We start from the raw sequence: 21,416 nt of genomic DNA on the forward strand, positions 1-21,416 counted from the left end.
CGTCACCCCGCCGGATCGCGCCGGGCCGGTTCCTCGCGCTCCTCCAGGTGCTCGGCGAACCGCAGCCACTGCTCGGCGTACTGACGGGCCAGCCGCCCCACCATCGACTCGCAGTGCGCCGGGACGGCGCTGCTCAGCCCGGACCACTCGGCGGTGGCGTTGTGCTGGAGGAGCCGCAGGAGTCCTCGTCCCTCCTCCCGCAGCCGGAGCGAGGGGTCGCGCCGGAGCGCGGCGAGCAGCAGGTCGGGGTGGGGCGCGGCGGGGCGCTCCGCGCGGTGGCAGTCCGGGCGGGCCGTGCCCGCGGGAGGCCTCCCCTGCGGGTCCGTCCGGGCGCCGGCCTCCTCCGGCGGCGGCGTGGTGGCGGGCCCGTCCCCTCCGGAGTCGGCCGGTGGCAGTCCGGCCCGGACCCGGCGGCGCACGTCGCTCGCGGTGGCCGGCGAGATGCCCGCGAGCCGCGCGATCTCCCGCAGTGACGCCTCCGGGTTCTCGGCCAGCACACCCGCCGCCCGCCACCTGCCCTCGGCGGCGTTCAGCGGGCGCACCCGGCCGTCCCTGCCGACGCGCCTATCCAACTGCGGCGGTGCGGCAGTTGAACGAGCCGCGCGGATCCTGGCGACCGCCTTCGCGCCCAGCCCCGAGGCCCGGGCGACGGCCCGGTCGGACATCTGCGGGTGCGAGGCGATGATGCGGGCCGCGGCGGCCCGCCGGTCCTTCAGACTGAGTGGCAGACCGTGCGCCACATTGGCTTCGACGGCGCGCAGGAACGCGTCGCCGTCCGAGCCGTCGAAGAACTCGACCTCTATCGTCTGGTCCCCCCGGGCCCGGGCCGCCTGAAGACGGTGCATGCCGTCGATGACGACGAGGTCGGAGCGCCGCACCAGGATCGGCGGCAGGCGGTCCTCGACGGAGGCCAGTCTCGCGACGTGTTCGCCGTCCACGCCCTCGGTCCGCGGGGACTCGCCGAGTGAGAGCGTGGACATCCGTATGACGGCGGTCCGCCCGCCGGAGCGGATGACCGACTCCATCCGGACGCCGGATAATGCGTCTTCGACGCGGGCGGTCATGGTGCTCCCAGCAGCTGTCAGCTGCATCCTTCCCCCCTGCGCATAATCACTACGTTCCGCACGCGGCCCCATGCCAGGAGTAGCCGGATCGCGGCTGTGGATGGCTCTGGTTGCGTTGGCTCGTCGACCGTTGGTGGTTGCCGGACTCGGACTATTCGTCAGGGCCCTGTCATTATCATCGGTCGACGTTCCCGCAGTTGTCGAGATGGCCTCGACTGTCTGACGGTGTGACAGAAGCCTCCCTGACGTGCCCAAACACCCGGACGACCGGCCGGAGGTACATACCGGCGGTCCGGCCGGGACCACCTACCGGCACCCCTGATTCCGGGAACGGTCCAGCCCAGAGCGGCACTGCGGCGGCCGGCCCGGGGCGCGCCGGGCCGCCCCGGCGGAGCCGATCCGTCCGCCGGAAACCCCCCGGAAGGCCGATTCGACTGCCCTGGGGTGTTTCTGATGACATGTCTGGCCACTTCCGCGACGGCGCCCGTGCTGTGATACTGCACCGACGGGCGTACACATGGCCGCCCTCACCCCTCGCTCTCCGTCGTGGCCCCGGACCCAGGCCCGCTCTACAGACCCAGGTCGACGGCCAGGCAGTTGTAGAACTTCCAGGCGCCTTCGGGGTTGTACGGGTCGTTCGGATCGCCACCCGGGGCGGGCGCCACCCCTTCCGTCATGGACTCGAAGCGGATCCGCTCGGGCAGCTTGCCGTATCGCGCCCGCCGCGTCTCGGAGGCGGCATCGCGACTGGATTCCTCACTCATACTCCTCAGCATGCGCCCGCACCCGTCACCCGTCAAGGCGGTGACGAGCACATACGCACCCCCCACGCCCGGCACACGTGTTTGACCGGATCCACACTTTCAACAGATGGTTGAACATGTGATGATCCCCCTCCCGGTCTCACATCCGGCCGAACACCCGTCAGGCAGGTGCTCACCGGTTCGCTGTACCCCGGAGCCGACTGCGGCGGCAGTCACGCCTGGCTCACCGGTTCGCTGGCCCAGTCCAACGTTCCACTGGTGGCCGTGAGTTACCGGGTGGTCCCGGCCTGACGACCCCGGTAACGTCCTGGTCAGCCGTGGTTCCGCCCCGGGCAGTCGCCCCGGGGCGGGGCCACGGCTGACTCGTTCACCGACACCAGCACGAAGGAGACGACTCCATGGCCAACCCCGACACCTCCGGCCGCGGCCGAGCGCAGGAGACCGTGTCGGCGGCACTCGACCGGGCCGCCGCGACCGCACACCTCAACGCCTTCATCACCCTCGACGCCGAGGGCGCGCTCACCGAGGCCGCACGCCGGGACGCCCAGGCCGCGCGCCGGGACGCCGAGGCCGACTGGTGCCTCGTCGTCAAGGACAACATCCACGTCGCGGGCCTGCCCAACACCGCGGGCACCCCCGCCCTCAGGGACTTCGTCCCGGCCGCCGACGCGCCCGTCGTCCGGGCCCTGCGTTCGGCCGGGGCGATCGTGCTCGGCAAGACGAACATGCACGAGCTGGCCCTGGGCGCCACCTCGTGCAACCACACCTTCGGCGCGGTCGGCAACGGCACCGCCCCGGCCCTGTTCGCGGGCGGCAGCAGCGGCGGTACGGCCGCCGCGGTGGCGGCCGGCGTCGCGGAGGCCGGGCTCGGCTCCGACACCGGCGGCTCCGTCACCATCCCGGCCGCCCTCAACGGGATCTACGGCCTGCGCCCCAGCGCCGGGCGCTATCCCTCGGCGGGCCTCACCCCCCTGTGCCCCACCCGGGACACCCCCGGGCCGATGGCGCGCTCCCTGGACCTCCTCAGGACGCTGGACACCCTCGTCACCGGGGAGACCGACGGCGCACGGGGCCCGGACCGCCCGCTCCGGCTGGGCCTGCCGAGGCACGTGTTCACCGAGGACCTGGAGGGCCCGGTCCGGGCCGCCTGGGAGGCGGCCGTCGTCCGGCTCTCCACCGAGCACGCCACCTGGATCCCGGTGGACACCGCGCACCTGGTGGAGCACGACGGCCGGGTCGGGTTCCCGCTCGTCTTCGGCGAGTTCGCCGACGCCCTCGGCCGCTACCTCGACGAGCACCGCGCCGGACCGACCCCGGCCGAGCTGCTCGACGCCGTCGGGGACCCGGTCATCGGCGACATGCTCAAGGCCACCGCGCTGCCGACCGGCCCCGGGTACCCCGGGCCCGCCGCCCTGCAGGGGGCGCTCGCACAACGCCGGGTGATGCAGGCCGCCTACGACGAACTCTTCGCGCTGAACGGCCTGGACGCGATCGTCAGCCCCACCGTGCCGGTGTGCGCCCGGCCGCTGCACCGGTTCGAGGACTCCCTGCCGCTCAACGGGCAGGACGCGCCGACGTTCTTCACCCTGATCCGCAACACCTCCCCGGCCGCCACCGCGGGCCGGCCGTCGGTGACGATCCCGCTCCCGGTCTCCGACTCCCCGCCCGTGGGCCTGCAACTGATCGGGCGTCGGATGGCCGACCGGGAGCTGCTGGCCGCGGCCGTACGGGTCGACGCCCTGGTGCGCCGCGGGTAGCCCCCGACGCCGTCACTTCCTTGACAGGTGACGCCACGCCCGGACAGACTCATCACCAGTCAGAACGGTGACGGGGTCGGCCCTGCCGACCCCGCCCATATCCGGAATGCCCGAAAGGGGTTTGTCGTGGTGAGCATCAAGGGTCGACGCGGGCGACTGGTGGCGGCCGCGGTCTCGGCACTCACGGCGGGTCTCGCGCTCTGCGCGTTCACCCTCCCGAGCCCGGCCGGGGCCGCCGGGGCCGACGGGGCCGACGCTTTCGGCGGCCGCGCCAAGCCGACCGTCGTCCTGGAGCACGGCGCCTTCGCCGACGGCTCCAGCTGGAACGGCGTCATCGCCGAACTGCGCAAGGACGGCTACCCGGTGGTCGCCGCCGCCAACCCGCTGCGCGGTCCGGCCTCCGACGCCGCCGCCCTGCGCACCGTCCTCGACCACATCAAGGGCCCCAAGATCCTCGCCGGGCACTCCTACGGCGGCACCGTCATCAGCGCGGCCGCGACCGACGACCCCGAGGTCAAGGGCCTGGTCTACGTGGCCGCCTTCCTGCCCGCCCCCGGCGAGACCGCGCTGGAGCTCACCAACAGGTTCCCGGGCTCCACCCTCCCCGATGCCCTCGACCCCGTCACCTACCCGCAGGGTGACGGCGGCATCGCGACCGACCTGTACATCCGCCAGGACAGGTTCCGCCAGCAGTTCGCCGCCGACGTCCCGGCCGGCCAGGCCGCGCTGATGGCCGCCGAACAGCGCCCGATCGCCAAGGCCGCCCTGGAGGAGAAGGCCACCGGCGCCGCCTGGCAGACCAAGCCCAGCTGGGCCGTCGTCACCACCCGGGACCTCAACATCCCGGCGGCGGTCCAGCGTTACATGGCCGAGCGCGCCCACGCCCACACCACCGAGGTGGCCGCCTCGCACTCGGTCGCCGTCTCCCACCCCCGCCTCGTCGCGGACGTCATCGAGCAGGCCGCCCGCGCCACCGCCCGCTGACCGGCCCTGCCCGACCCGGACCCGGCCCGGGTCCGCCACCCGGCCCTCACCTGGCAGGAACGCCGGATCGCGGACCTCGCCGCCGGCGGCCTCACCAACAAGGAGATCGGCGCCCGCATGCACCTGTCGCCGCGCACGGTCAGCACCCACCTCTACCGCGTCTTCCCCAGACCGGGCATCACCTCCCGGGCCGCCCTGCGCGACGCCCTGGGCACGGCGTCCGACGGGCGGAACGCCTGACCTCCGGCATCGCCCGGGCGAAGGGGGCGGACGACAGTCGAATGACTCAAGTCCGACGGTCGGCCGCTGTGTTCGGCCCTCTGCGGCCGCCCCTCTCGCCCGGGCGTTCGCACACCTGGCGATGCGTCACCACCTTGACTGGTGACGCATCGCCGTGGAACCCTATCGTCACCGGTCAGAACAGTAACTTCTCAGCGAGGAAGCCCATCATGGCAGTCGTACGGTTCCATCTCGTCTCCACGCTCGCCCCGGCGGAGGTCCTGGCGGTGCTGACCGACTTCAGCCCCGCCCGCGCCGAGGCGTGGCCCACGATCGACGCCAAGCACTTCGAGGTCCACGACCTCGGCGACACCTGGGCCGAGGTCACCGAGGGCACCGCCGCCGCCTGGGAGCGCGCCCGGTACGAGTGGCGGGCCGGCGGAGACACCGTCACCGTCACCACCCTCGACTCCAAGCTCTTCGGCGCCGGCGGCGGCTGGGTCTTCCGGATGACCCCGGAGGGCGACGGCACCCGGGTCGACGTCGAGCTGACCCGGGAGCCCACCACCCTCAAGGGCAAGATGCTCGCCGCCCTCCTCCCGGTCGCCGCTCCCCCGTCCCTGCGCAAGTCCTTCGCGGGCCCGCTGCGCGCCGCATGAGCACGCCCCCGGCCCCGCTCGGCGGGACCGGGGAGACCGACGGAAGCCCGGAAGGGGCCGGCAGCCCGAGCTGCTGGCCCCTTCGTGCTGCCACCTCCGACGGCTCCGTCAGTCCGCGGCGCCCAGGTGGACGGTGAAGAAGTCGGCGAGCCTGTCCACCGCCTGGTCGATGTACTCCTTCCGGTCGTAGAGGCCGACGTGGTCCGCCCCCTCGATCCAGTGCAACTCCTTGGGCCCGGTGGCCCGTTGGTGCGCCTCGACGGCCATCCAGGAGGTGACGGCGCGCTCGCCGACGATCTGCAGCATCGGGCGCGGGCCGATCAGCGGGACGGCGAAGAAGACGTCGTAGCAGGCCATCCGGTCGATGCTCTCCCAGGCCAGGACCTTCGCGGACCGCTCGTGCCCGCCGCGCGAGGTGCAGTAGTACTCGAAGCCCTGGACGCCGTGGTCGCCGCCCAGCGCGAACGCCTCGTCGGCCGTCTCCGGGAACATCGTCAGCACACCGGGGTCCTCCCCCCGGGCCGCGGCGGTGCGGGCCCGGCCGGCCGCGTCCAGCAGGGCCCGGAAGACCGCCGGGTCCTGGGCGCCGTCGGCTCCGAGCCGGAACTGGCGGGAGGGATCGGCGGTGCACACCGCGGCCACCGCCCGGACCCGGGGATCACCACCGGTGGCGGCCAGCGAATAGCCGCCGGAGGCGCAGATGCCCAGCAGGCCGATCCGCCCCTCGTCGACCTCCGCCCGGGTCAGCAGGTGGGACACCGCGGCCTTGAAGTCCTCCACCCGCTGGGCCGGGTCCTCCAGCCCGCGCGGCAGACCTCCCGACTCGCCCTGGTACGCGGCGTCGAAGGCGAGCGCGACGAAGCCGCGCTCCGCCATCCGCCGCGCGTACGTGCCGGAGGTCTGCTCCTTCACCCCGGTGCCCGGGTGCCCGACCACCAGCGCCGGACGCGGGCCGGACGCCGGGGTGTCGGGGGTGTACAGGTGCGCGGCGATCTCGATGCCGGCGCTGTGGAAACGGATGTCGGACCTGGCCATGCGGGCACTCTTCCCTGTCGATCGGCTCGTCGGTGCTCTCCCGGCGTCGCCCCGCTGCGGGGCGCGGCGCCTCGGCCCTCACTGTGCGCCCGTCGGATCGGGCGGCGGAACAGTCAAATGACGGTCCGCCCGCGGACACCCCGACCGCCCTCCGCGCCGCCCCCTCCGACGCGGCGCCCCGCCGCACCGCGTCCGCCGACCGTCATGTGACCGATGCGCCCGGCGCCGCGTCCGGCGAAGAGTGGGTGCCGCACCGTTCACACCCGGAGGGGGAACTCCTGCCATGCACCGTGACCAATCGCCACTGCGGGCCCGTTCGACGCCCGAGCACCTGCCGCCACTGCTGCTGGACACCGACCAGATGCTCGACGAGTTCACCCGGCTGCCCGTGCGGGCGGAGTTCCGCTTCGATCCGGCGATGCCCGCCGTGATCACCGTCGAGTTCCTCGCGGAACGCGGACCGAGCCTCATCTGGCGGCTCGGCCGCGAGCTGCTGCACGGCGGCCTGAGCACGATGAGCGGCTACGGCGACGTCCGGATGTGGCCGGCCCAGTCCGACGAGCGGCTCTCCTCCTGGCTCCTCCTCGAAACCCCGGAGATCGAGGCGCTGTTCGAGCTGCCGACCGGCCCGCTGGAGGTCTGGCTGGACGCCACCTACCGGATCGCCCCGGCCGGTTCGGAACTGGCCGGCATCGACTGGGACGGGTTCCTCCGCGGGCTGCTCGAACGCCCGGGAGCACCGTCCGAATGACGGCGGCCGTCGCACCCGGCCTCAGCGACTTGCCCGACCTTGCGTCACCTGTCAGAGTGGTGACGCATAAGGTCGTCGTCGAGCCGATGGGCGCGTGAGGTCACACGTGTGCCGTTCGGCACTCCCCGCACACCCCCTGACGACGCGCCACCGCAGGCCGCTCGCGCGGCGGACGAGGAGGAATGACATGAAGAGCACCAACCCGGTCCTCTCCCGCTGGGGCGCCACCCGCGCCCCGGCCCCCGCCGACACCGTGCTGCTCCAGCCGGTCGGCGTCCACGCGGGCGGCCCGCCGGAGAGCGACCTCCGTACCCACGAGGACCCCACCCCCGTAACCCCGATGACCCTGGACGACGTCGTCGTACGCACCGCGACGACGCTCGGCACCACGGTCCTGACGGCGGTGCTCTCCTGGCTCCTCCTCCCGGTCGACGCCGCGAACCTCGGCACCTCGTACGGGATCGCCCTGGGCGCCGCCGCCGTCGCCTTCGCCCTGGCGATGCTCCAGTCCGTCAGGCGGCAGCCCTCCCCCGCCCTGATCCTCGGGTACGCCGCGTTCGAAGGCCTCTTCCTCGGGGTGATCTCCAGCGCGACCTCCACCCACCTCACCCCGGGCGTCGTCGTCCAGACCGTCCTCGGCACCTTCGCCGTGGCCGCGGGCGTGCTGCTCGCCTACCGGATGCGCTGGATCCGCGTCACCCACCGGTTCGCCGGGTTCCTCACCGCCGCCGCGACCGGCTTCCTCCTGCTGCTCCTCGCCGACACCCTCTTCTCCGCCTTCGGCGCGGGCAACGGCCTCGGCTTCCACAGCGGCGGCCTCGGCCTCCTCTTCGGCGCCATCGGCGTCCTGCTCGGCGCAGGGTTCCTCGCCCTGGACTTTCGCCAGATCGAGGACGCCCTCACCGACGGCGCCCCCCGGGAGGACGCCTGGCTGGCCGCCTTCGGCCTCACCACCACGCTGGTCTGGATCTACCTGGAGATCCTCCAGGTCCTCTCCCTCTTCAACAGCAACGACAACTGAGCTCCCCCCGACGCCGGACGCCGGAGGGGCATGCGCACCCGCGCATGCCCCTCCGGCGTGTCCGTTTCAGCGAGGCCCGCCGGGCGCCGGGCGGGTCGTGGAGACGGTCGGCGAGGAGCCGCGTGCCTTCCTCCTCCTGGCGCCAGGCTGGATCCGTAGCGCTCCGGGCGGTTCTGACCTGCCGTTCACCGTCGAGGAGACCGTCCCTTATTGGTGGAGGTCCCGCTCCCCCGCCTGGGCACGCCCTACCTGGCGTACCTGGACCGCGTCGGCCGGAACGTCGCGTGGTGAACCCGGAACGAAAGAACCCGGCCCGCGCCAGGGGGGCGCGGGCCGGGAGAGAGAGCCGGTGCCGGGAGGGAATCAGTACCGGTTCGCCGGGACGCAGCGGAAGCTGGACGCCGCCGCCGGGTCGCCGTGGCCCGAGTAGCGGGACACCTTGGGGTAGGCGCACACGTCACGCTTGACGTCGCGTCCGGCGGCGTCGGTCAGGGTGGCGGGCAGCGTCCTGGGGGCCTTGCCCTGCTCGACCCAGGCGGTCAGCGCGGCGAGGTCGTCGATGGTGCCGACGCCCTTGTTGAGGCCGCAGTGGCCCGCGCCGGGGACCAGGAAGAGGCGGTAGAAGTCGTCGACCCGCTTGCCGCCGCCCATCGTCCGCTCGACCTGCCGGCGGTAGTCGACGGTCCCCTGGGTGGGGATGAACTGGTCGGCCTGGCCGTGCCAGCTCAGGAGCTTGCCGCCGGCGTCGCGGAAGGCGGAGAGGTCGGGGTCGTCCGTGCCGATGATCCGGTCGTACTCGGCGCGGGACTGCTCGAACAGCTGGGTGAACTGGTCGTACGTGATCGTCGAGACGTCGAACGACGGCTGCTTCTTCAGCCAGCTCGCCACCCAGTACTGCGGCACGGGGAACGGCGCGCCCTTCACCGCGCCGGTGTCGGCGTCGCGGGCGACACCCGCCAGGGCCGACAGGTCCGCGCCGACCGGGACGCCGGACCACAGCTTCTTGCCGGAGGCGGTCCGCGGGCCGTCCCATATCTTGCGCACCACGGCCGCGTCGGCCGCCGTGATCGTCAGCTCCCGGCCCTCGCAGACCACTGTGGTGCCGATCAGCCGGCGCGGGTCGAAGTCGCACCGCGACGCGTCGTTGACCAGGCCGTCCTTGAGGCCGTCCAGCGGGTCGCAGGCCTTGACGGCGGCGTCGGTGAAGGCCTTGAACTCGCAGGCGGACGGGTAGGTCTTCTCGTTGTTCATGACCACCTGCGGCCACAGGGTGGCGACCTCGAACTCGTCCCAGTTGACGGCGGGCGCGTTGGCGAGGATGCCGTCGAAGTCGTCGGGGTAGCGCTGGGCCTCCATGTAGCCCTGGCGTCCCCCGGTGGAGCACCCGTTGAAGTAGGAGTAGGAGGCCTGCTGCCCGTAGGCCGCGGCGACGACCTGCTTGCCGACGAGCGCGGCCTCGTGCTGGGAGCGGGAGGCGAGGTTCTCCAGCAGCGCGGTGCTGACCTCCCCCTTGGCGTTCAGCGCCCAGGAGACGTCGACGGCGTCGCCGAGTCCGGCGTCGGTGGTGGTCGCGGCGTAGCCGTTCTTGACCGCGGTGCCCATCCCGACGTTGTTGTCCCCGGCGGCGTAGGCGCTGCCGCCGAGCGCCTGGAAGCGGCCGTTCCAGCCGCTGACGGGCAGCCAGGTCCGTACCCTGGCGTGGTCGTCGTCGCCCGGGTGGGTCAGGGTGACGGTCACCTCGCAGTAGGCGGGCACGCCGGTGACGGTGCCGCCCACCACTCCGGTTCCGTTGACGGTGCCGCCCTCCTGGCGGAGCGCCGTCACGGACTCCACCGCGGTGCCGGCGGGGGCCTGGACGGACACCGGGGCGCAGGAGAAGGTCGCGGGCACGGGGCTGCTCTGTGCCGCCGCCGCCATCGGCAGGTTCGCGGCGGCCAGCGCCGCGCCGGTGGCGAGCACGATCAGGATTTTCTTCATGGGTGTCCCGTCCGAGAGAGGTGGGTGTGTGCCCGGCCGTGCGGGAAACATGTGCACGACACATGGGCAGGGGGCTTGGTCGAAACGTATCACCGGCCAAGCCGGTGACGAAAGGGGTCGGCGGCCACCGCTGTCAACGACGCGACCGGGGCAGGCTGGCACGGGCGGTGGGGGCGGTCCAGGCGGCACACGCGGTCCGGTGAGAAACCTCGGCGGCCGACGGTCACACCTGCTACGCTGCGTGTGACCAGACATCATGTGATCGAGGAGTGGCAGTCATGGCGGGTGACGACGACATCTCCGGGTGAGATCCGGAACCGACGGCCACCGGCCGGTGCTCCAGGAGCGCCGCAGCCGTAGTGGTCCGTTTCGTCGTACCCCTTTCCCATGTCTGCCCGGGGCAGCGCTCCCAGCCCTGCCCTCAGTCTCCTTCGAGGTCACCTCCATGTCCGACGCCGCCGTCGTCTGCTCCAACCTCTCCTTCTCCTGGCCGGACGACACCCCGGTCTTCCACGACCTGTCCTTCACCGTGCCCACGGGCCGCACCGGCCTCGTCGCACCCAACGGCTCCGGCAAGAGCACCCTGCTCAAGCTCATCGCCGGCGAACTCACGCCCGCCACCGGCTCGGTGACGGTCGGCGGCACCCTCGGCTACCTCAGCCAGAGCCTGCCCCTCACCGGTGACCTCACGGTCGCCGAGGTGCTCGACGTGGCCGACGTCATCCGGGCCATCGACGCCGTCGAGTCCGGCGACGTCGATGAGCGGCACTTCACCACCATCGGCGACGACTGGGACATCGAGGAGCGCACCCGCGCCCAGCTGGACCGGCTCGGCCTCGGCCACCTCGCCCTGGACCGCGGCCTGAGCACGCTCAGCGGCGGCCAGATCGTCTCCCTCGGCCTCGCCGCCCAACTCCTCAAGCGCCCCGACGTCCTGCTGCTCGACGAGCCGACCAACAACCTCGACCTGGCCGCCCGGCACAAGCTCTACGACGTACTGACGGACTTCAACGGCTGCCTGCTGCTGGTCAGCCACGACCGCGCGCTGCTCGACCGGATGCAGGGCATCGCCGAGCTCGACGGCGGTGAACTGCGCTACTACGGAGGCGACTTCACCGCGTACGAGGAGGCGGTGCGGGCCGAGCAGGAGGTCGCCGAGAAGAACGTCCGCAACGCCGAGCAGGAGCTGAAGCGGGAGAAGCGCGAACTGCAGCAGGCCCGCGAGCGCGCCGAGCGCCGCGCGAGCAACGCCGCCCGCAACCTCAAGAACGCCGGCCTGCCCCGCATCTTCGCCGGAAACATGAAGCGCGGCGCCCAGGAGGCGGCCGGCCGCTCCGGCCAGGTGCACGCCTCCCGGGTCAGCGAGGCCAAGGCCCGGCTCGACGAGGCCGGCCGGGCCCTGCGCGAGGACCAGCGGCTCGCCCTGGAACTGCCGGACACCCAGGTGCCCGCCGGACGCAACCTCTTCCTCGGCGAGGGCCTCCAGGTCCGCCACGCCGGCCGCGCCGTGTTCGCCGACGGCGGCGTCGACCTGAGCGTCCGCGGCCCCGAACGCATCGCGCTGACCGGGCCCAACGGCGCGGGCAAGTCCACCCTGCTGCGCCTGATCACCGGCGAGCTCACCCCGGACGAGGGCCGGATCACCCGCGCCGACGGCCGGATCGCCTACCTCTCCCAGCGCCTGGACCTCCTGAACCCGGAGCGCACCGTGGCCGAGAACTTCGCGGCCGCCGCCCCCGAGCGCCCCGAGACGGAACGGATGAACCTGCTCGCCCGCTTCCTCTTCCGCGGCGCCCGGGCCCACCTGCCGGTCCGGGTGCTCTCCGGCGGCGAGCGGCTGCGCGCCACCCTGGCCTGCGTGCTGTGCGCCGAGCCGGCCCCCCACCTGCTGCTGCTCGACGAGCCGACCAACAACCTCGACCTGGTCAGCGCGAGCCAGCTGGAGAGCGCCCTCAACGCCTACCGGGGCGCCTTCCTGGTGGTCAGCCACGACGAGCGCTTCCTCGCCGAGATCGGCGTGGACCGCCGCCTGCGCCTCACCGACGGCACCCTGCGCGAGACCGGAGCCCCTGCGGTGTGACCCGTCGGTGCGTGACGCGGCCCGGCGCCGGGGCCTCCGGGCCCGGCGCGGGGCGTGTCGTTCGTGCACCTGCCGTCGGGGCCCGCGCGGAGGGTGGTTCTTGCGCCTCTTACAGTCACCTGTCAGGATGGTGATGTGAACCTTGACCATGTCTTCGTGTGCGGGCACCCGGCCCTCGACTTCGCCGCCACCCTCCGCGCGCGGCGCTCGACCCGGTTCGAGATGTTCGTGACGCCCGAGCGGCTGAACGCCTGGTACCTCGACTGTGGGCTCGTGGACACGATCACGCCCGGCGACGAGCACGACGTCCGGGAGGCGAAGACCGTGCGCGAGGCCGTCTACCGGCTCGTCACCAACCGGCTCGCCGAGGAGGAGTTCGACCGCGAGGCGCTCGCCGTCCTCAACGGCGCCGCGCGCAAGCCCCCGGTGACACCGCAGCTCACCCTGGCCGGACGGCACAACGAGGCGACCCCCGAACAGGCCCTGGCCACCGTCGCGCGGCACGCCGTCGAACTCCTCAGCGGACCGGACCTCCCGCTGATGAAGGAGTGCGGCAACCCGGAGTGCACCCGGATCTACATCGACCGCTCCCGGGGCATGCGCCGCCAGTGGTGCGGCATGGAGTCCTGCGGCAACAAGATCAAGGCCGCCGCCTACCGGGCGCGGAAGAAGACCTCGCCCGCCATGGGTGTGCACTGACGCACGACCGGCATGTTCCGCCCGGGCCACACCCGGGCCCTCGGCATGGGTACCATGCAACACCATCCATCTCGAGGGAGTGAGCGGTCGTGACCCGCCAGCCAGCCCCCACACTCCGGTCCCGGTACGTGGAACAGGTCGCGTCGGACCTGGAGGAGAACCACCGGCGACAGCAGGAGCTGGAGAACGCGCTCAAGGTGCTGAAGCAGGAGGAGTCCCTGCTGGTCGAGCTCCTCTCCCTCGCCGAGCGGTACGAGGGCTTCGCCGACCCGTCGCGCCTGCCCGAGCAGACGCAGGAGGAGCCCGTCCCCGCGACGGCGCGGCCGGTCGCCCGCACGACGAAGGCCGGCGCGAAGGAGAACTCGCGCCGGCCCCTGCTGAGTGACCTGCTGGTGGAGCTGCTGGGCCGCCACGCCGAACCCTGCCCGGCGAAGGACCTGCGGGAGGAGCTCATGGCGAAGCACCCGAAGCGCGACCCCACGCCCCAGGTCGTCCGGAACACCCTGGAATCGCTCGTCGCCAAGGGGCGCGTCCGGCGCCACAAGCAGGAGCGCTCGGTCCTGTACACCCTCGTCGGGACGGACCCGGCCGGCTGACCCACCGGGCCCACGGCCCACGGCGATACGTCACCCTCGGCGCGTCACACGAAGTACCACGCCCCGGGGCCGTAGCCCAGCAGCACCGCGGTCTCCGCCCAGTTCCACACCTGGGCGCCGTCCGGCCACCGCTCCTCCCCGACGCGCCCGACACGCTCCGGGCCACGGCGCCGCCGTTCGGCCGGACCGGTGGAGCACCGGTCCGGGGCGTGACGGGCACGTCCGGCCGCGCGGGGAAACATGTGCGTCGTGGCGGCCATCGCGGGCCCTCGCTCTCCGGTCGGCGGTACGGGTGCGGCGGTGCGGGTGCAGCGGTTCAGGTGTGCGGGTCGGCGGTCACGGGTGTGCGGAGTGGGAGCGGGCCCCGTGCGGGACGGGGGTACAGGCACGGGGCCCGCCGTCCGGGGGTGGGTCAGGCGGCGACACCGGCGTTGATGGTGACCGGGATGTTGTCGCGGGTGGCCTTGGAGTACGGGCAGATGCCGTGGGCGACCCGGGCGAGCTCCTCGGCGGTGGCCTGGTCCACACCGCCGAGCACCGGGTTGAGGACCGCGGAGAGCGTGAACTCGTTGTCGTCGCCGTGGGTCAGCGTGATCTCGGCGGTGATGGTGGTGCTGGTCAGCCGGATCCTGCGGTCAGCGGCGGCGCGGCGCAGCGCCCCGAGGAAGCAGGCGGCCCAGCCGGCTGCCAGCAGCTGCTCCGGGTTGGTCGCCGTGCCGGCGCCGCCCAGCTCCTTCGGGATGGCGAGGCCGGTCTCCAGCAGGCCGTCGGAGGAGTGGACCCGGCCGCCGTTGCGGCCCTCTCCGTCGACGTTGACGACGGCGGTGTAGCTGACTGCCATGGTGCGCTCCCGATCCGGGTCGTAGGTTTCCGTCCGCCCCACCGAGGTCGAGATACGTTTCTCGCGTTTCTCGTCACTGGTTGGGGCGGTGATGAAATGATGGCAGTCGCTCACATCACCAGTCAAGCCAGTGACGCACACTTGAAGGGTGGTCCAGTCGGCCCCGCCGGACCGGAGTTGACGCCGGCCGGGGACTTCTACCACCCTTCCACTAATCAAATAGTGAAAGGGTTCTTTGCCGATGCCCCTGGCCCTCGCCCCGCACAGCCCGCCCCGCCCCCGGCAGGCCGCGCCCCCACCCCGACGCACCGCCCGGCTCGTCCGCCACCCCGCCGCACTGGCCTGGGGCCTGGCGGCGGTCTTCGCCGCGCTCTACGTCTGCGTCGGCGCCAACCGGCACCGCCGCGGCCTCACCAAGGCCTACGACCTGGGGATCTTCGAGCAGGCCGTCCGGGCGTACGCGCACCTCCGGGCGCCGGTCGTGCCGCTCAAGGGGCCCGGGTACCACCTGCTCGGGGACCACTTCCACCCGCTGATCGCCACCCTCGCCCCCGCCTACCGGCTCTTCCCCACCCCGCTCACGCTCGTGGTCGCCCAGGCCCTGCTCATGGCGCTGGCGGTCGTCCCGCTCACCCGCTGGGCCCACGAGGTGGCCGGGCCCCGGGTGGCGCTGCTCGTCGGCTGCGTCACCGGGGCCTCCTGGGGGATCGTCAGGGCGGCGGCCGACGACTTCCACGAGATCGCCTTCGCCGTCCCGCTGCTGGCCTTCGCCGCCACCGCGCTCGGCCGGCGCCGACCGCTCGCAGCCGCGCTCTGGTCGCTGCCGCTGCTGCTGGTCAAGGAGGACCTGGGCCTGACGGTGGCCGCCGTCGGCCTGCTGATCGCCTGGCAGGCCCGGCAGGACCGGCGCGCCCCGCTGCCCGGGCTCGCCCTCGCCGCCCTCGGCCTCGCCGCGACCGCGCTCACCGTGCTCGTCGTCCTCCCGGCCTTCAACCCGAGCGGAGGCTTCGACTACTGGCAGCAGTTGGACGGCGGCGGGCGGCCCTCGCTCTGGGCGCTGCCGCTGCGGCTCGGGTGGCCGCCCGTCAAGTGGCTGCTGCTGTTCCTGCTGGCCGCCACGACCGGCTTCCTCGGTCTGCGCTCGCCGCTCCTCCTGCTCTGCGTGCCCACCCTGGCCTGGCGGCTGTCCTCGGCCAACCCGCACTACTGGGGCGTCAGTTACCACTACAGCGCGGTGCTGATGCCGATCGCGGTCGCCGCCCTGGTCGACGCGCTGCGCCGCTCCGGCGCCCGCCCGGGCCCCGCCGGCTCCCCGCGCGCCCCGCTGGCGCGTCCGGCCCGGCGCGCGCTCGCCGTCAGCGCCCTGGTGACGGCCGTGACGCTGCCGCTCTACCCGCTGCACGAGGTGGTGATGCCCGAGGCCTGGAGCACCTCGCCCCGGGTTGCCGAGACCCGGGCGCTGCTCCGCCTGATACCGGACGACGCCACGGTGGCGGCCTCCAACCGGCTGGCCGCCCAGCTGACCGACCGGGCGGAGGTCTCCCTGGTGTGCCGGCAGCCGGTCTGGCCCGGCCCGGACTGGGTGGCCGTCGACCTGCGCGATCCGAGCGTCCAGGCCCCGTGCGCCACCGCCGACACCGCCCGGATGCTGACGCTCTACCAGAGCTACGGCTACCGGCGGCTGGTCGATCAGGACGGCCTGCTGCTGCTCCGGCACCCCTGACCCCGATCCGCCGCCCCCTTCCCCGGGTTCGGCTTGACCACCGCGCCGCGGTGGGCCACCATTCCACTATTGAACTAGTGAAAGGCCGGAACGCCGGTGATCGAGTACCGCATCGAGCGGCGCAGCGGCGTCTCGACGTACCAGCAGATCGTGCAGCAGACCAAGCAGGCGCTGCGGCTCGGACTGCTGCAGCCCGGGGACAAGCTGCCGACCGCCCGCGAGGTGGTCGAGCTGACCGCGATCAACCCCAACACCGTGCTGAAGGCCTATCGCGAACTCGAACGCGAGGGGCTGGTCGAGCCCCGCCCGGGGCTCGGCACCTTCGTCCGGCGTTCGCTCGCCCGGCCGGAGGCGGCCGCCGACGGGCCGCTGCGCGCGGACCTGGTCGGCTGGGTGGACCGGGCCCGCGAGGCCGGGCTGGAACGCGAGGACATCTCCGCACTGATGGCCTCCGTCCTGGAGCAGCGTTTCGACACCGGGGTCTCCCCGGCAACACCGAACTGAGAACTGTGGGGGGACCGGGTGGACGACCCGACGACCATGACGCCCGCGTTGGAGGCCGTCGGCCTCGGCCGGCGCTACCGGGGCGGCTGGGCCCTGCGGGGCTGCGACTTCACCGTCCCGACCGGGCGGATCTGCGGCGTGGTGGGCCCCAACGGCGCCGGCAAGAGCACCCTGCTCGCCCTCGCTGCCCGCCAACTGACTCCGACCGAGGGTGAGTTGCGGGTCTTCGGCGAAGCTGCCGGCAGCCCGGGGCAACGCGCCCGGGTGGCGTACGTGGCACAGGACAAGCCGCTCTATCCGGGCCTGACCGTCACCGAGACCCTGCGGATGGGGCGCGAGCTCAACCCGGGCTGGGACCAGGAGGCGGCCCAGCGCGTCGTCGACCAGGGCGAGTTGCGGCCCAAGGCGCGGATCGGATCGCTCTCCGGCGGCCAGCGCACCCGGGTCTCGCTGGCGCTCGCGCTCGGCAAGGTCCCCGATCTGCTGCTGCTCGACGAACCGATGGCCGACCTGGACCCGCTCGCCCGGCACCAGCTGATGGGCACCCTGATGTCGGCCGCCGCCGAGCGCGGTACCACCATCGTGGTCTCCTCCCACATCCTGCCCGAACTGGACGGCGTCATCGACCACGTGCTGCTCGTCCAGCGCGGGGGGATCCGGCTGGCCGGCGACCTGGACGAGGTCCTGGACGGGCACCGACTGCTGACCGGGCCCGCCGAGGGCGCCGAGCTCCCGGCCGACCTGGTGGTCGAGCGGCGCGTCGGGGGCCGTCAGGCCACCGCGCTGGTGCGCACCGCTGAGCCCCTGGAAGGCCGTTGGGAGCCGGACGACCGTTGGGAGAGCGAGCGGCCCAGCCTGGAGGAGCTGCTGCTGGGCTACCTCCGCGCACCGGCCGACCCGCGACCGGGCACCACCCCGGCCGACGACCACCACACCGACCACGAGGCCGCCGCATGAACACCGACGTCCTGCCCGACCGCGCCACCGCCCCCGCACCCATCTCCGGTGCCCGACGCCCCGCCGCGCCCGGGCTGCGCGGCCTGCTCTGGCTGACACTTCGTCAGAACAGGGCGGTGCTGTGGACCCTGGCCGCGCTGCTGGTCGTGGTGGCGGCCGACCTGGTCTGGATACACGTCGTCATCCGGCACACCGTGGGCGTCCTGAAGCGCACCGGCTGCTACGAGCCCGAGACCTGGTCCGACGCCCGGTGCTGGACCCTGCTCTCACCGATCAACCGGCCGAACTTCTGGTTCGTCTCCGTCCTCCAGCCCGCGGTCACCGCCGTGCCGCTGCTGATCGGCGTGTTCATCGGCGCGCCGCTGCTGGCCCAGGAGTACGAGCGCGGCACGATCCGGCTGATCCGCGCGCAGTCCGTCAGCCCGGTGCGCTGGCTGGCCGCCCGCCTCGCGGTGCCCGGTCTCGCCGTCCTGGTCTTCAGCGGCGCCGTCGCCTCCCTGATGACCTGGGTGTGGTGGACGGACGTCGTGCACGGTCAGGGCGCCTTCGACCCGCCGTTCCAGTTCTTCACCTACCCGGCCCTCGGGTTGGCACCGGTCGCCTGGTCGCTGTTCGCGCTGGCGCTGGGTGCGCTGGTCGGCCGACTGGTGCGCCGTACGCTGCCGGCGATGTTCCTGACCGGCGCGCTGGTCGCTGCCATGCACGGGATCATCCGCTGGGGCCGCCCGTACTTCCGGCCCGTCGTGGACGAGGTGACCGCACTGCCCGACCGGGCGACGGGGCTGGGCGCCGCGCAGCCCCCCAACGCCTGGCTGATCGACCGCGGTGCCGTGCTGGCCGACGGCAGCAGGGTCTCCTCCGACACCTGTCTGTTCTCGGACCGCTGCGACAACGCCACCGCCGCCTGGCTCCGCTACCACCCGGTCGACCACCTGGTGCCGATCCAGCTCGTCGAGGCCGGGATCCTGCTGGCGCTCACCGCCGTCATCCTGGTGGTCGTCTTCCGCCGGATCCGCACCTGAGGCAGAGCCGGAAAGAGGCGTGGCCCCGGGGTCACGCCGTTCCGCACCCGCCCCGGGAGGCGCCGATCGCGCCCACTGCCGATACTGGGGCCGCACCCGTGGCGCCGGGCGGCGCCGCCCGCGACCGCCGCGGAATCGAGGCGGAACCGAGGAGGACGCCGTGACCGGATCCGTGGTCGTCGGCTTCGACGGCTCGCCCGAGAGCCTGACCGCCACCGAGTGGGGCGCCCGCGAGGCGCACCGCCGCGGCCTGCCCGTCGAGCTCCTCCAGGCCTGGCCCTGGCCGAAGCACGACGTGGTCGGCAGCGACCAGAGCTACCAGCGGGCGCTGGCCCGGCTCGCCGAGCGCGAGGCCGAGCTCGGCGCCCTGGCGCCCGGGGTGGCGGTCTCCTCCTCGTCGGTGACCACCGACCCCGCCGAGGCGCTGGAGGAGGCCGCCCGGCGCGCGGCCGTGCTGGTCCTCGGCTCGCGCGGCCTGGGTACCCTCCGCGGTTTCCTGGTCGGCTCGGTCAGCCAGGAGGTGCTGCGCCGCGCCGACTGCCCGGTGGTGCTGGTCCGGGCCGGCGAGGAGGAGGCGAGCGGCCCGGTGACGGTCGGCCTGGACCTGGCGCGCCCGGCGGAGCCGGTGCTGGCCTTCGCCTTCGAGGCCGCCGCGCTCCGTTCGGCGCCGCTGCGCGTGGTGCACGTCTGGGCGCCGCCGGCCGGCAGCGAGCACATGTCCTACGGCGCGATCGGCGGGCTGGAGGGCGAGGTGTCGGCCGGCGAACGGGCGGATCTCGCCGAGGCCCTGGAGTCCTGGCGGGCCCGCCACCCCGAGGTGGCCGTGACGACCGACCTCGTCCGGGGCAAGCCCGCCGTCGAGCTCGTGACCGCGGCGGCGACGGCCCGGCTGCTCGTCCTGGGCCGCCGCCACCACCGCATGCCACGGCGTCACCACCTCGGCCCGGTGGCCCACGCCGCGATCCACCACGTCCACTGCCCGGTCGCCGTCGTCCCGTACGACTGACCGGGCGCTCAGGGCGTGTCCGACGGTTCCCGGTGCGCGAAGCAGGGGTAGCCCGGCAGCGGGTCGACCCGCCAGCCGCCGGCGACGTCCCGCAGCAGCCGGCGCATCGTCTCGGTGAACGCGGGGAACGCGGCGAACGCTGGCAACCCGGGGGACGCGGCGAACCCTTCCAGCGCCGCCGCCGTCTCCCAGCGGTGCCTCAGCACCTGGCGCCTGGTCGCCACCGGCCGCCGGGTGCGGTGCATCGGGCCGTCCTCGACCGTCCGCGGCAGCAGGCTCACGGTCGCGCTCACCGTCCACACCACGACGGCCTCGCGCATCCCGGCCTCCCACACCGCGTCCTCGGCCAGCGCCGGGTAGACCGGGACGACCTCGGCCCGGTACGCCTCCTCGATCCGCCGGGCGAGCCCGGCCGGGAGGGCGAAGACGCACCAGCAGGTGGAGAACGGCATCCGGCAGTACGCCGCGGTCAGGAACACCGACTGGAAGGAGGCCGCCTCGAAGTCGATCAGCCGCAGGCCGTCCGGGGTGAGCAGGTTGTTGTCCGGGCAGGTGTCCCCCGGGCTGAACGCCGGGTACTCCTCCCCGCCCGCCGTCCCGATCCGGGCGAGCTCGTCGGCGAGGCCGGGCGGCGCGGTGACCCCGGCCGCTTCGAGCCTGCCGGGGAGGGCGGCGACGACCCGCGGGATCCACGGCTCGTCGTCCCAGCTCGGCATGCCCCGGTCGTAGCGCGCCCACAGCCGGGTGAGCTCCGCGCGCCGGTCCACCGAGCGGGCGGCCAGCCGGCCGAGCCCGCGGGCCCAGGCCAGCAGCCCCTCCTCGGCGGCCTTCGGGTCGTCCCCCAGCAGCACGTCGGCGAGGGTCGGCGCGTCGCCGAGGTCCGCCAGGACCAGCAGCGGCACCTCCGGGTCCACCCCGAGCACCTCCGGGCCGGCCAGTCCGAGCGCGAGCCCGGCCGCCTCCGCGGTGAAGCCGCGCAGCGCGTCGGACCCGCCGGTGTAGGCCTTGAGGACGACGCTCCGTCCGTCGGCCGTCCGGCAGCGCAGCACGGTGGTGCGCCGGCTGCCACCCAGGTCGACGGGGTCGGAGAGCCGGGTGGCCAGCAGCCGTTCGGCGGCATGCATGATCGCGTTCACCCGGGCATCCTGCCTCGTACGGGGCCACGGCCGGGCCGTTTCCGGGCAACGCCCTTCGTTATACGTTTAACGCCACCACCCGCGCATCCCGGAGGAACACGCCATGGACGAACTCACCCGCGCCCACCTGCTCGCCACCATCGAGCTCGCGCACAGCGCGCGGGCGCACGGCAACCACCCCTTCGGCGCGCTGCTCACCGACCCCGCCGGGAAGGTCCTGCTCACCGCCGAGAACTCCGTACTGTCCGACCGCGACGTCACCGCCCACGCGGAGACCAACCTGGTGCGAGCGGCGACCCGCACGCTCGCCCCGGCCCAGCTGACCGGGGCCGTCCTCTACAGCAGCACCGAGCCCTGCGCGATGTGCGCCGGCGCGATCTACTGGAGCGGCATCCGACGGGTCGTCTACGCGCTCTCCGCCACCGAGCTGAACGCCATCGCGGGGGTCGACCCGGACGAGCCGGTGCTCGACCTGCCGTGCCGCCAGGTCTTCGCGGCCGGCGGCAACACCGTGGAGGCGTCGGGGCCGCACCTGTACGAGGAGGCCGCCGCCCCGCACACCGGGTACTGGGGGTAGGTGGTCCGGACGGCGGAACCCCGGTGGCCGCCCGCACCACCGGG

At 73.5% G+C, this 21,416-nt stretch carries 20 protein-coding genes and 1 pseudogene; 15 read left to right on the plus strand and 6 right to left on the minus strand.

The features are described 5' to 3' along the window. Positions 1-2: 2 nt before the first annotated feature. Positions 3-1,025, minus strand: coding sequence for a ParB/RepB/Spo0J family partition protein (locus ACYP53_RS18210; protein WP_459648089.1), 1,023 nt, complete (start codon positions 1,023-1,025; stop codon positions 3-5). A 608-nt stretch (positions 1,026-1,633) separates the two neighbouring features. Further along, a complete protein-coding gene (locus ACYP53_RS18215) occupies positions 1,634-1,828 on the minus strand; it encodes a hypothetical protein (RefSeq protein ID WP_189922593.1) in 195 nt (64 codons plus the stop codon). Positions 1,829-2,226: 398 nt separating this feature from the next. On the opposite strand from ACYP53_RS18215, the gene ACYP53_RS18220 reads away from it, so the two are divergent. The 4 genes and pseudogenes from ACYP53_RS18220 to ACYP53_RS18235 all read left to right on the plus strand — a co-directional run bounded on the left by ACYP53_RS18220 (position 2,227) and on the right by ACYP53_RS18235 (position 5,447). Then, positions 2,227-3,585: an amidase family protein gene (locus ACYP53_RS18220; RefSeq protein WP_459648090.1), complete on the plus strand. Its 1,359-nt coding sequence runs from the start codon at positions 2,227-2,229 to the stop codon at positions 3,583-3,585. Between the two features lie 126 nt (positions 3,586-3,711). Beyond that, entirely contained in the window at positions 3,712-4,569 is an 858-nt protein-coding gene (locus tag ACYP53_RS18225; protein WP_459648091.1) for an alpha/beta fold hydrolase, read from the plus strand. 42 nt (positions 4,570-4,611) lie between these two features. Next, a pseudogene (locus tag ACYP53_RS18230) lies at positions 4,612-4,809 on the plus strand (helix-turn-helix domain-containing protein); the annotation flags it as partial. A gap of 209 nt (positions 4,810-5,018) precedes the next feature. After that, the gene (locus ACYP53_RS18235) at positions 5,019-5,447 is read left to right on the plus strand and encodes an SRPBCC family protein (protein WP_459648092.1); all 429 of its coding nucleotides are present in this window, start codon (positions 5,019-5,021) and stop codon (positions 5,445-5,447) included. Positions 5,448-5,555: 108 nt separating this feature from the next. Here ACYP53_RS18235 and ACYP53_RS18240 read toward each other — a convergent pair whose 3' ends face one another. Continuing rightward, a complete protein-coding gene (locus tag ACYP53_RS18240; RefSeq protein ID WP_459648093.1) occupies positions 5,556-6,482 on the minus strand; it encodes an alpha/beta hydrolase in 927 nt (308 codons plus the stop codon). Between the two features lie 283 nt (positions 6,483-6,765). Between ACYP53_RS18240 and ACYP53_RS18245 the strand changes: the two genes are divergently transcribed. Further along, complete coding sequence (locus ACYP53_RS18245) at positions 6,766-7,233, plus strand: SsgA family sporulation/cell division regulator (protein ID WP_459648094.1); 468 nt, start codon at positions 6,766-6,768, stop codon at positions 7,231-7,233. A gap of 187 nt (positions 7,234-7,420) precedes the next feature. Further along, the gene (locus ACYP53_RS18250) at positions 7,421-8,254 is read left to right on the plus strand and encodes a Bax inhibitor-1/YccA family protein (protein ID WP_459648095.1); all 834 of its coding nucleotides are present in this window, start codon (positions 7,421-7,423) and stop codon (positions 8,252-8,254) included. A gap of 363 nt (positions 8,255-8,617) precedes the next feature. On the opposite strand, the gene ACYP53_RS18255 is transcribed toward ACYP53_RS18250, so the two are convergent. Next, on the minus strand, positions 8,618-10,231 hold the full coding sequence (locus ACYP53_RS18255) for a tannase/feruloyl esterase family alpha/beta hydrolase (RefSeq protein WP_459648096.1): 1,614 nt from the start codon (positions 10,229-10,231) through the stop codon (positions 8,618-8,620). Between the two features lie 445 nt (positions 10,232-10,676). Here ACYP53_RS18255 and abc-f point away from each other — a divergent pair, with 445 nt between their 5' ends. The 3 genes from abc-f (at position 10,677) to ACYP53_RS18270 (ending at position 13,606) form a co-directional block, all read left to right on the plus strand. Next, on the plus strand, positions 10,677-12,311 hold the full coding sequence (gene abc-f / locus ACYP53_RS18260; protein ID WP_459648097.1) for a ribosomal protection-like ABC-F family protein: 1,635 nt from the start codon (positions 10,677-10,679) through the stop codon (positions 12,309-12,311). A gap of 135 nt (positions 12,312-12,446) precedes the next feature. Continuing rightward, a complete protein-coding gene (locus ACYP53_RS18265; RefSeq protein ID WP_189922573.1) occupies positions 12,447-13,010 on the plus strand; it encodes a CGNR zinc finger domain-containing protein in 564 nt (187 codons plus the stop codon). 128 nt (positions 13,011-13,138) lie between these two features. Then, a complete protein-coding gene (locus tag ACYP53_RS18270) occupies positions 13,139-13,606 on the plus strand; it encodes a hypothetical protein (protein WP_459648098.1) in 468 nt (155 codons plus the stop codon). 412 nt (positions 13,607-14,018) lie between these two features. Here the strand turns inward: ACYP53_RS18270 and ACYP53_RS18275 are convergent, their stop codons facing one another. Continuing rightward, positions 14,019-14,447, minus strand: coding sequence for an Ohr family peroxiredoxin (locus ACYP53_RS18275; protein ID WP_459648099.1), 429 nt, complete (start codon positions 14,445-14,447; stop codon positions 14,019-14,021). A 241-nt stretch (positions 14,448-14,688) separates the two neighbouring features. On the opposite strand from ACYP53_RS18275, the gene ACYP53_RS18280 reads away from it, so the two are divergent. The 5 genes from ACYP53_RS18280 to ACYP53_RS18300 all read left to right on the plus strand — a co-directional run bounded on the left by ACYP53_RS18280 (position 14,689) and on the right by ACYP53_RS18300 (position 19,659). After that, on the plus strand, positions 14,689-16,170 hold the full coding sequence (locus ACYP53_RS18280) for a DUF2079 domain-containing protein (protein ID WP_459648100.1): 1,482 nt from the start codon (positions 14,689-14,691) through the stop codon (positions 16,168-16,170). Positions 16,171-16,266: 96 nt separating this feature from the next. Beyond that, positions 16,267-16,674, plus strand: coding sequence for a GntR family transcriptional regulator (locus tag ACYP53_RS18285; RefSeq protein WP_189922557.1), 408 nt, complete (start codon positions 16,267-16,269; stop codon positions 16,672-16,674). A gap of 36 nt (positions 16,675-16,710) precedes the next feature. After that, a complete protein-coding gene (locus ACYP53_RS18290; RefSeq protein WP_459649783.1) occupies positions 16,711-17,631 on the plus strand; it encodes an ABC transporter ATP-binding protein in 921 nt (306 codons plus the stop codon). Further along, positions 17,628-18,653, plus strand: a complete 1,026-nt coding sequence (locus ACYP53_RS18295; RefSeq protein ID WP_459648101.1) for an ABC transporter permease — start codon at positions 17,628-17,630, stop codon at positions 18,651-18,653. The genes ACYP53_RS18290 and ACYP53_RS18295 overlap by 4 nt, the downstream gene beginning before the upstream one ends. A gap of 160 nt (positions 18,654-18,813) precedes the next feature. After that, positions 18,814-19,659 carry a universal stress protein gene (locus tag ACYP53_RS18300; protein ID WP_189922553.1) on the plus strand — a complete coding sequence of 282 codons (846 nt, stop codon included), beginning with the start codon at positions 18,814-18,816 and terminating at the stop codon, positions 19,657-19,659. A gap of 8 nt (positions 19,660-19,667) precedes the next feature. Here ACYP53_RS18300 and ACYP53_RS18305 read toward each other — a convergent pair whose 3' ends face one another. Next, positions 19,668-20,795 (minus strand): hypothetical protein, encoded by a 1,128-nt coding sequence (locus tag ACYP53_RS18305; RefSeq protein ID WP_459648102.1) that lies wholly within the window; start codon positions 20,793-20,795, stop codon positions 19,668-19,670. Positions 20,796-20,898: 103 nt separating this feature from the next. Between ACYP53_RS18305 and ACYP53_RS18310 the strand changes: the two genes are divergently transcribed. After that, entirely contained in the window at positions 20,899-21,372 is a 474-nt protein-coding gene (locus ACYP53_RS18310; RefSeq protein ID WP_189922549.1) for a nucleoside deaminase, read from the plus strand. Positions 21,373-21,416: the final 44 nt, after the last annotated feature.

It is taken from the genome of Kitasatospora sp. Ki12, assembly GCF_054601375.1.

Coding starts and splice junctions, on each gene's coding strand:
- ACYP53_RS18210 (WP_459648089.1), bottom strand. CDS start 1,025: ATGGAGTCGGTCATCCGCTCCGGCGGGCGGACCGCCGTCATACGGATG.
- ACYP53_RS18215 (WP_189922593.1), bottom strand. CDS start 1,828: ATGAGTGAGGAATCCAGTCGCGATGCCGCCTCCGAGACGCGGCGGGCG.
- ACYP53_RS18220 (WP_459648090.1), top strand. CDS start 2,227: ATGGCCAACCCCGACACCTCCGGCCGCGGCCGAGCGCAGGAGACCGTG.
- ACYP53_RS18235 (WP_459648092.1), top strand. CDS start 5,019: ATGGCAGTCGTACGGTTCCATCTCGTCTCCACGCTCGCCCCGGCGGAG.
- ACYP53_RS18240 (WP_459648093.1), bottom strand. CDS start 6,482: ATGGCCAGGTCCGACATCCGTTTCCACAGCGCCGGCATCGAGATCGCC.
- ACYP53_RS18245 (WP_459648094.1), top strand. CDS start 6,766: ATGCACCGTGACCAATCGCCACTGCGGGCCCGTTCGACGCCCGAGCAC.
- ACYP53_RS18250 (WP_459648095.1), top strand. CDS start 7,421: ATGAAGAGCACCAACCCGGTCCTCTCCCGCTGGGGCGCCACCCGCGCC.
- ACYP53_RS18255 (WP_459648096.1), bottom strand. CDS start 10,231: ATGAAGAAAATCCTGATCGTGCTCGCCACCGGCGCGGCGCTGGCCGCC.
- abc-f (WP_459648097.1), top strand. CDS start 10,677: ATGTCCGACGCCGCCGTCGTCTGCTCCAACCTCTCCTTCTCCTGGCCG.
- ACYP53_RS18275 (WP_459648099.1), bottom strand. CDS start 14,447: ATGGCAGTCAGCTACACCGCCGTCGTCAACGTCGACGGAGAGGGCCGC.
- ACYP53_RS18280 (WP_459648100.1), top strand. CDS start 14,689: ATGCCCCTGGCCCTCGCCCCGCACAGCCCGCCCCGCCCCCGGCAGGCC.
- ACYP53_RS18290 (WP_459649783.1), top strand. CDS start 16,711: ATGACGCCCGCGTTGGAGGCCGTCGGCCTCGGCCGGCGCTACCGGGGC.
- ACYP53_RS18295 (WP_459648101.1), top strand. CDS start 17,628: ATGAACACCGACGTCCTGCCCGACCGCGCCACCGCCCCCGCACCCATC.
- ACYP53_RS18310 (WP_189922549.1), top strand. CDS start 20,899: ATGGACGAACTCACCCGCGCCCACCTGCTCGCCACCATCGAGCTCGCG.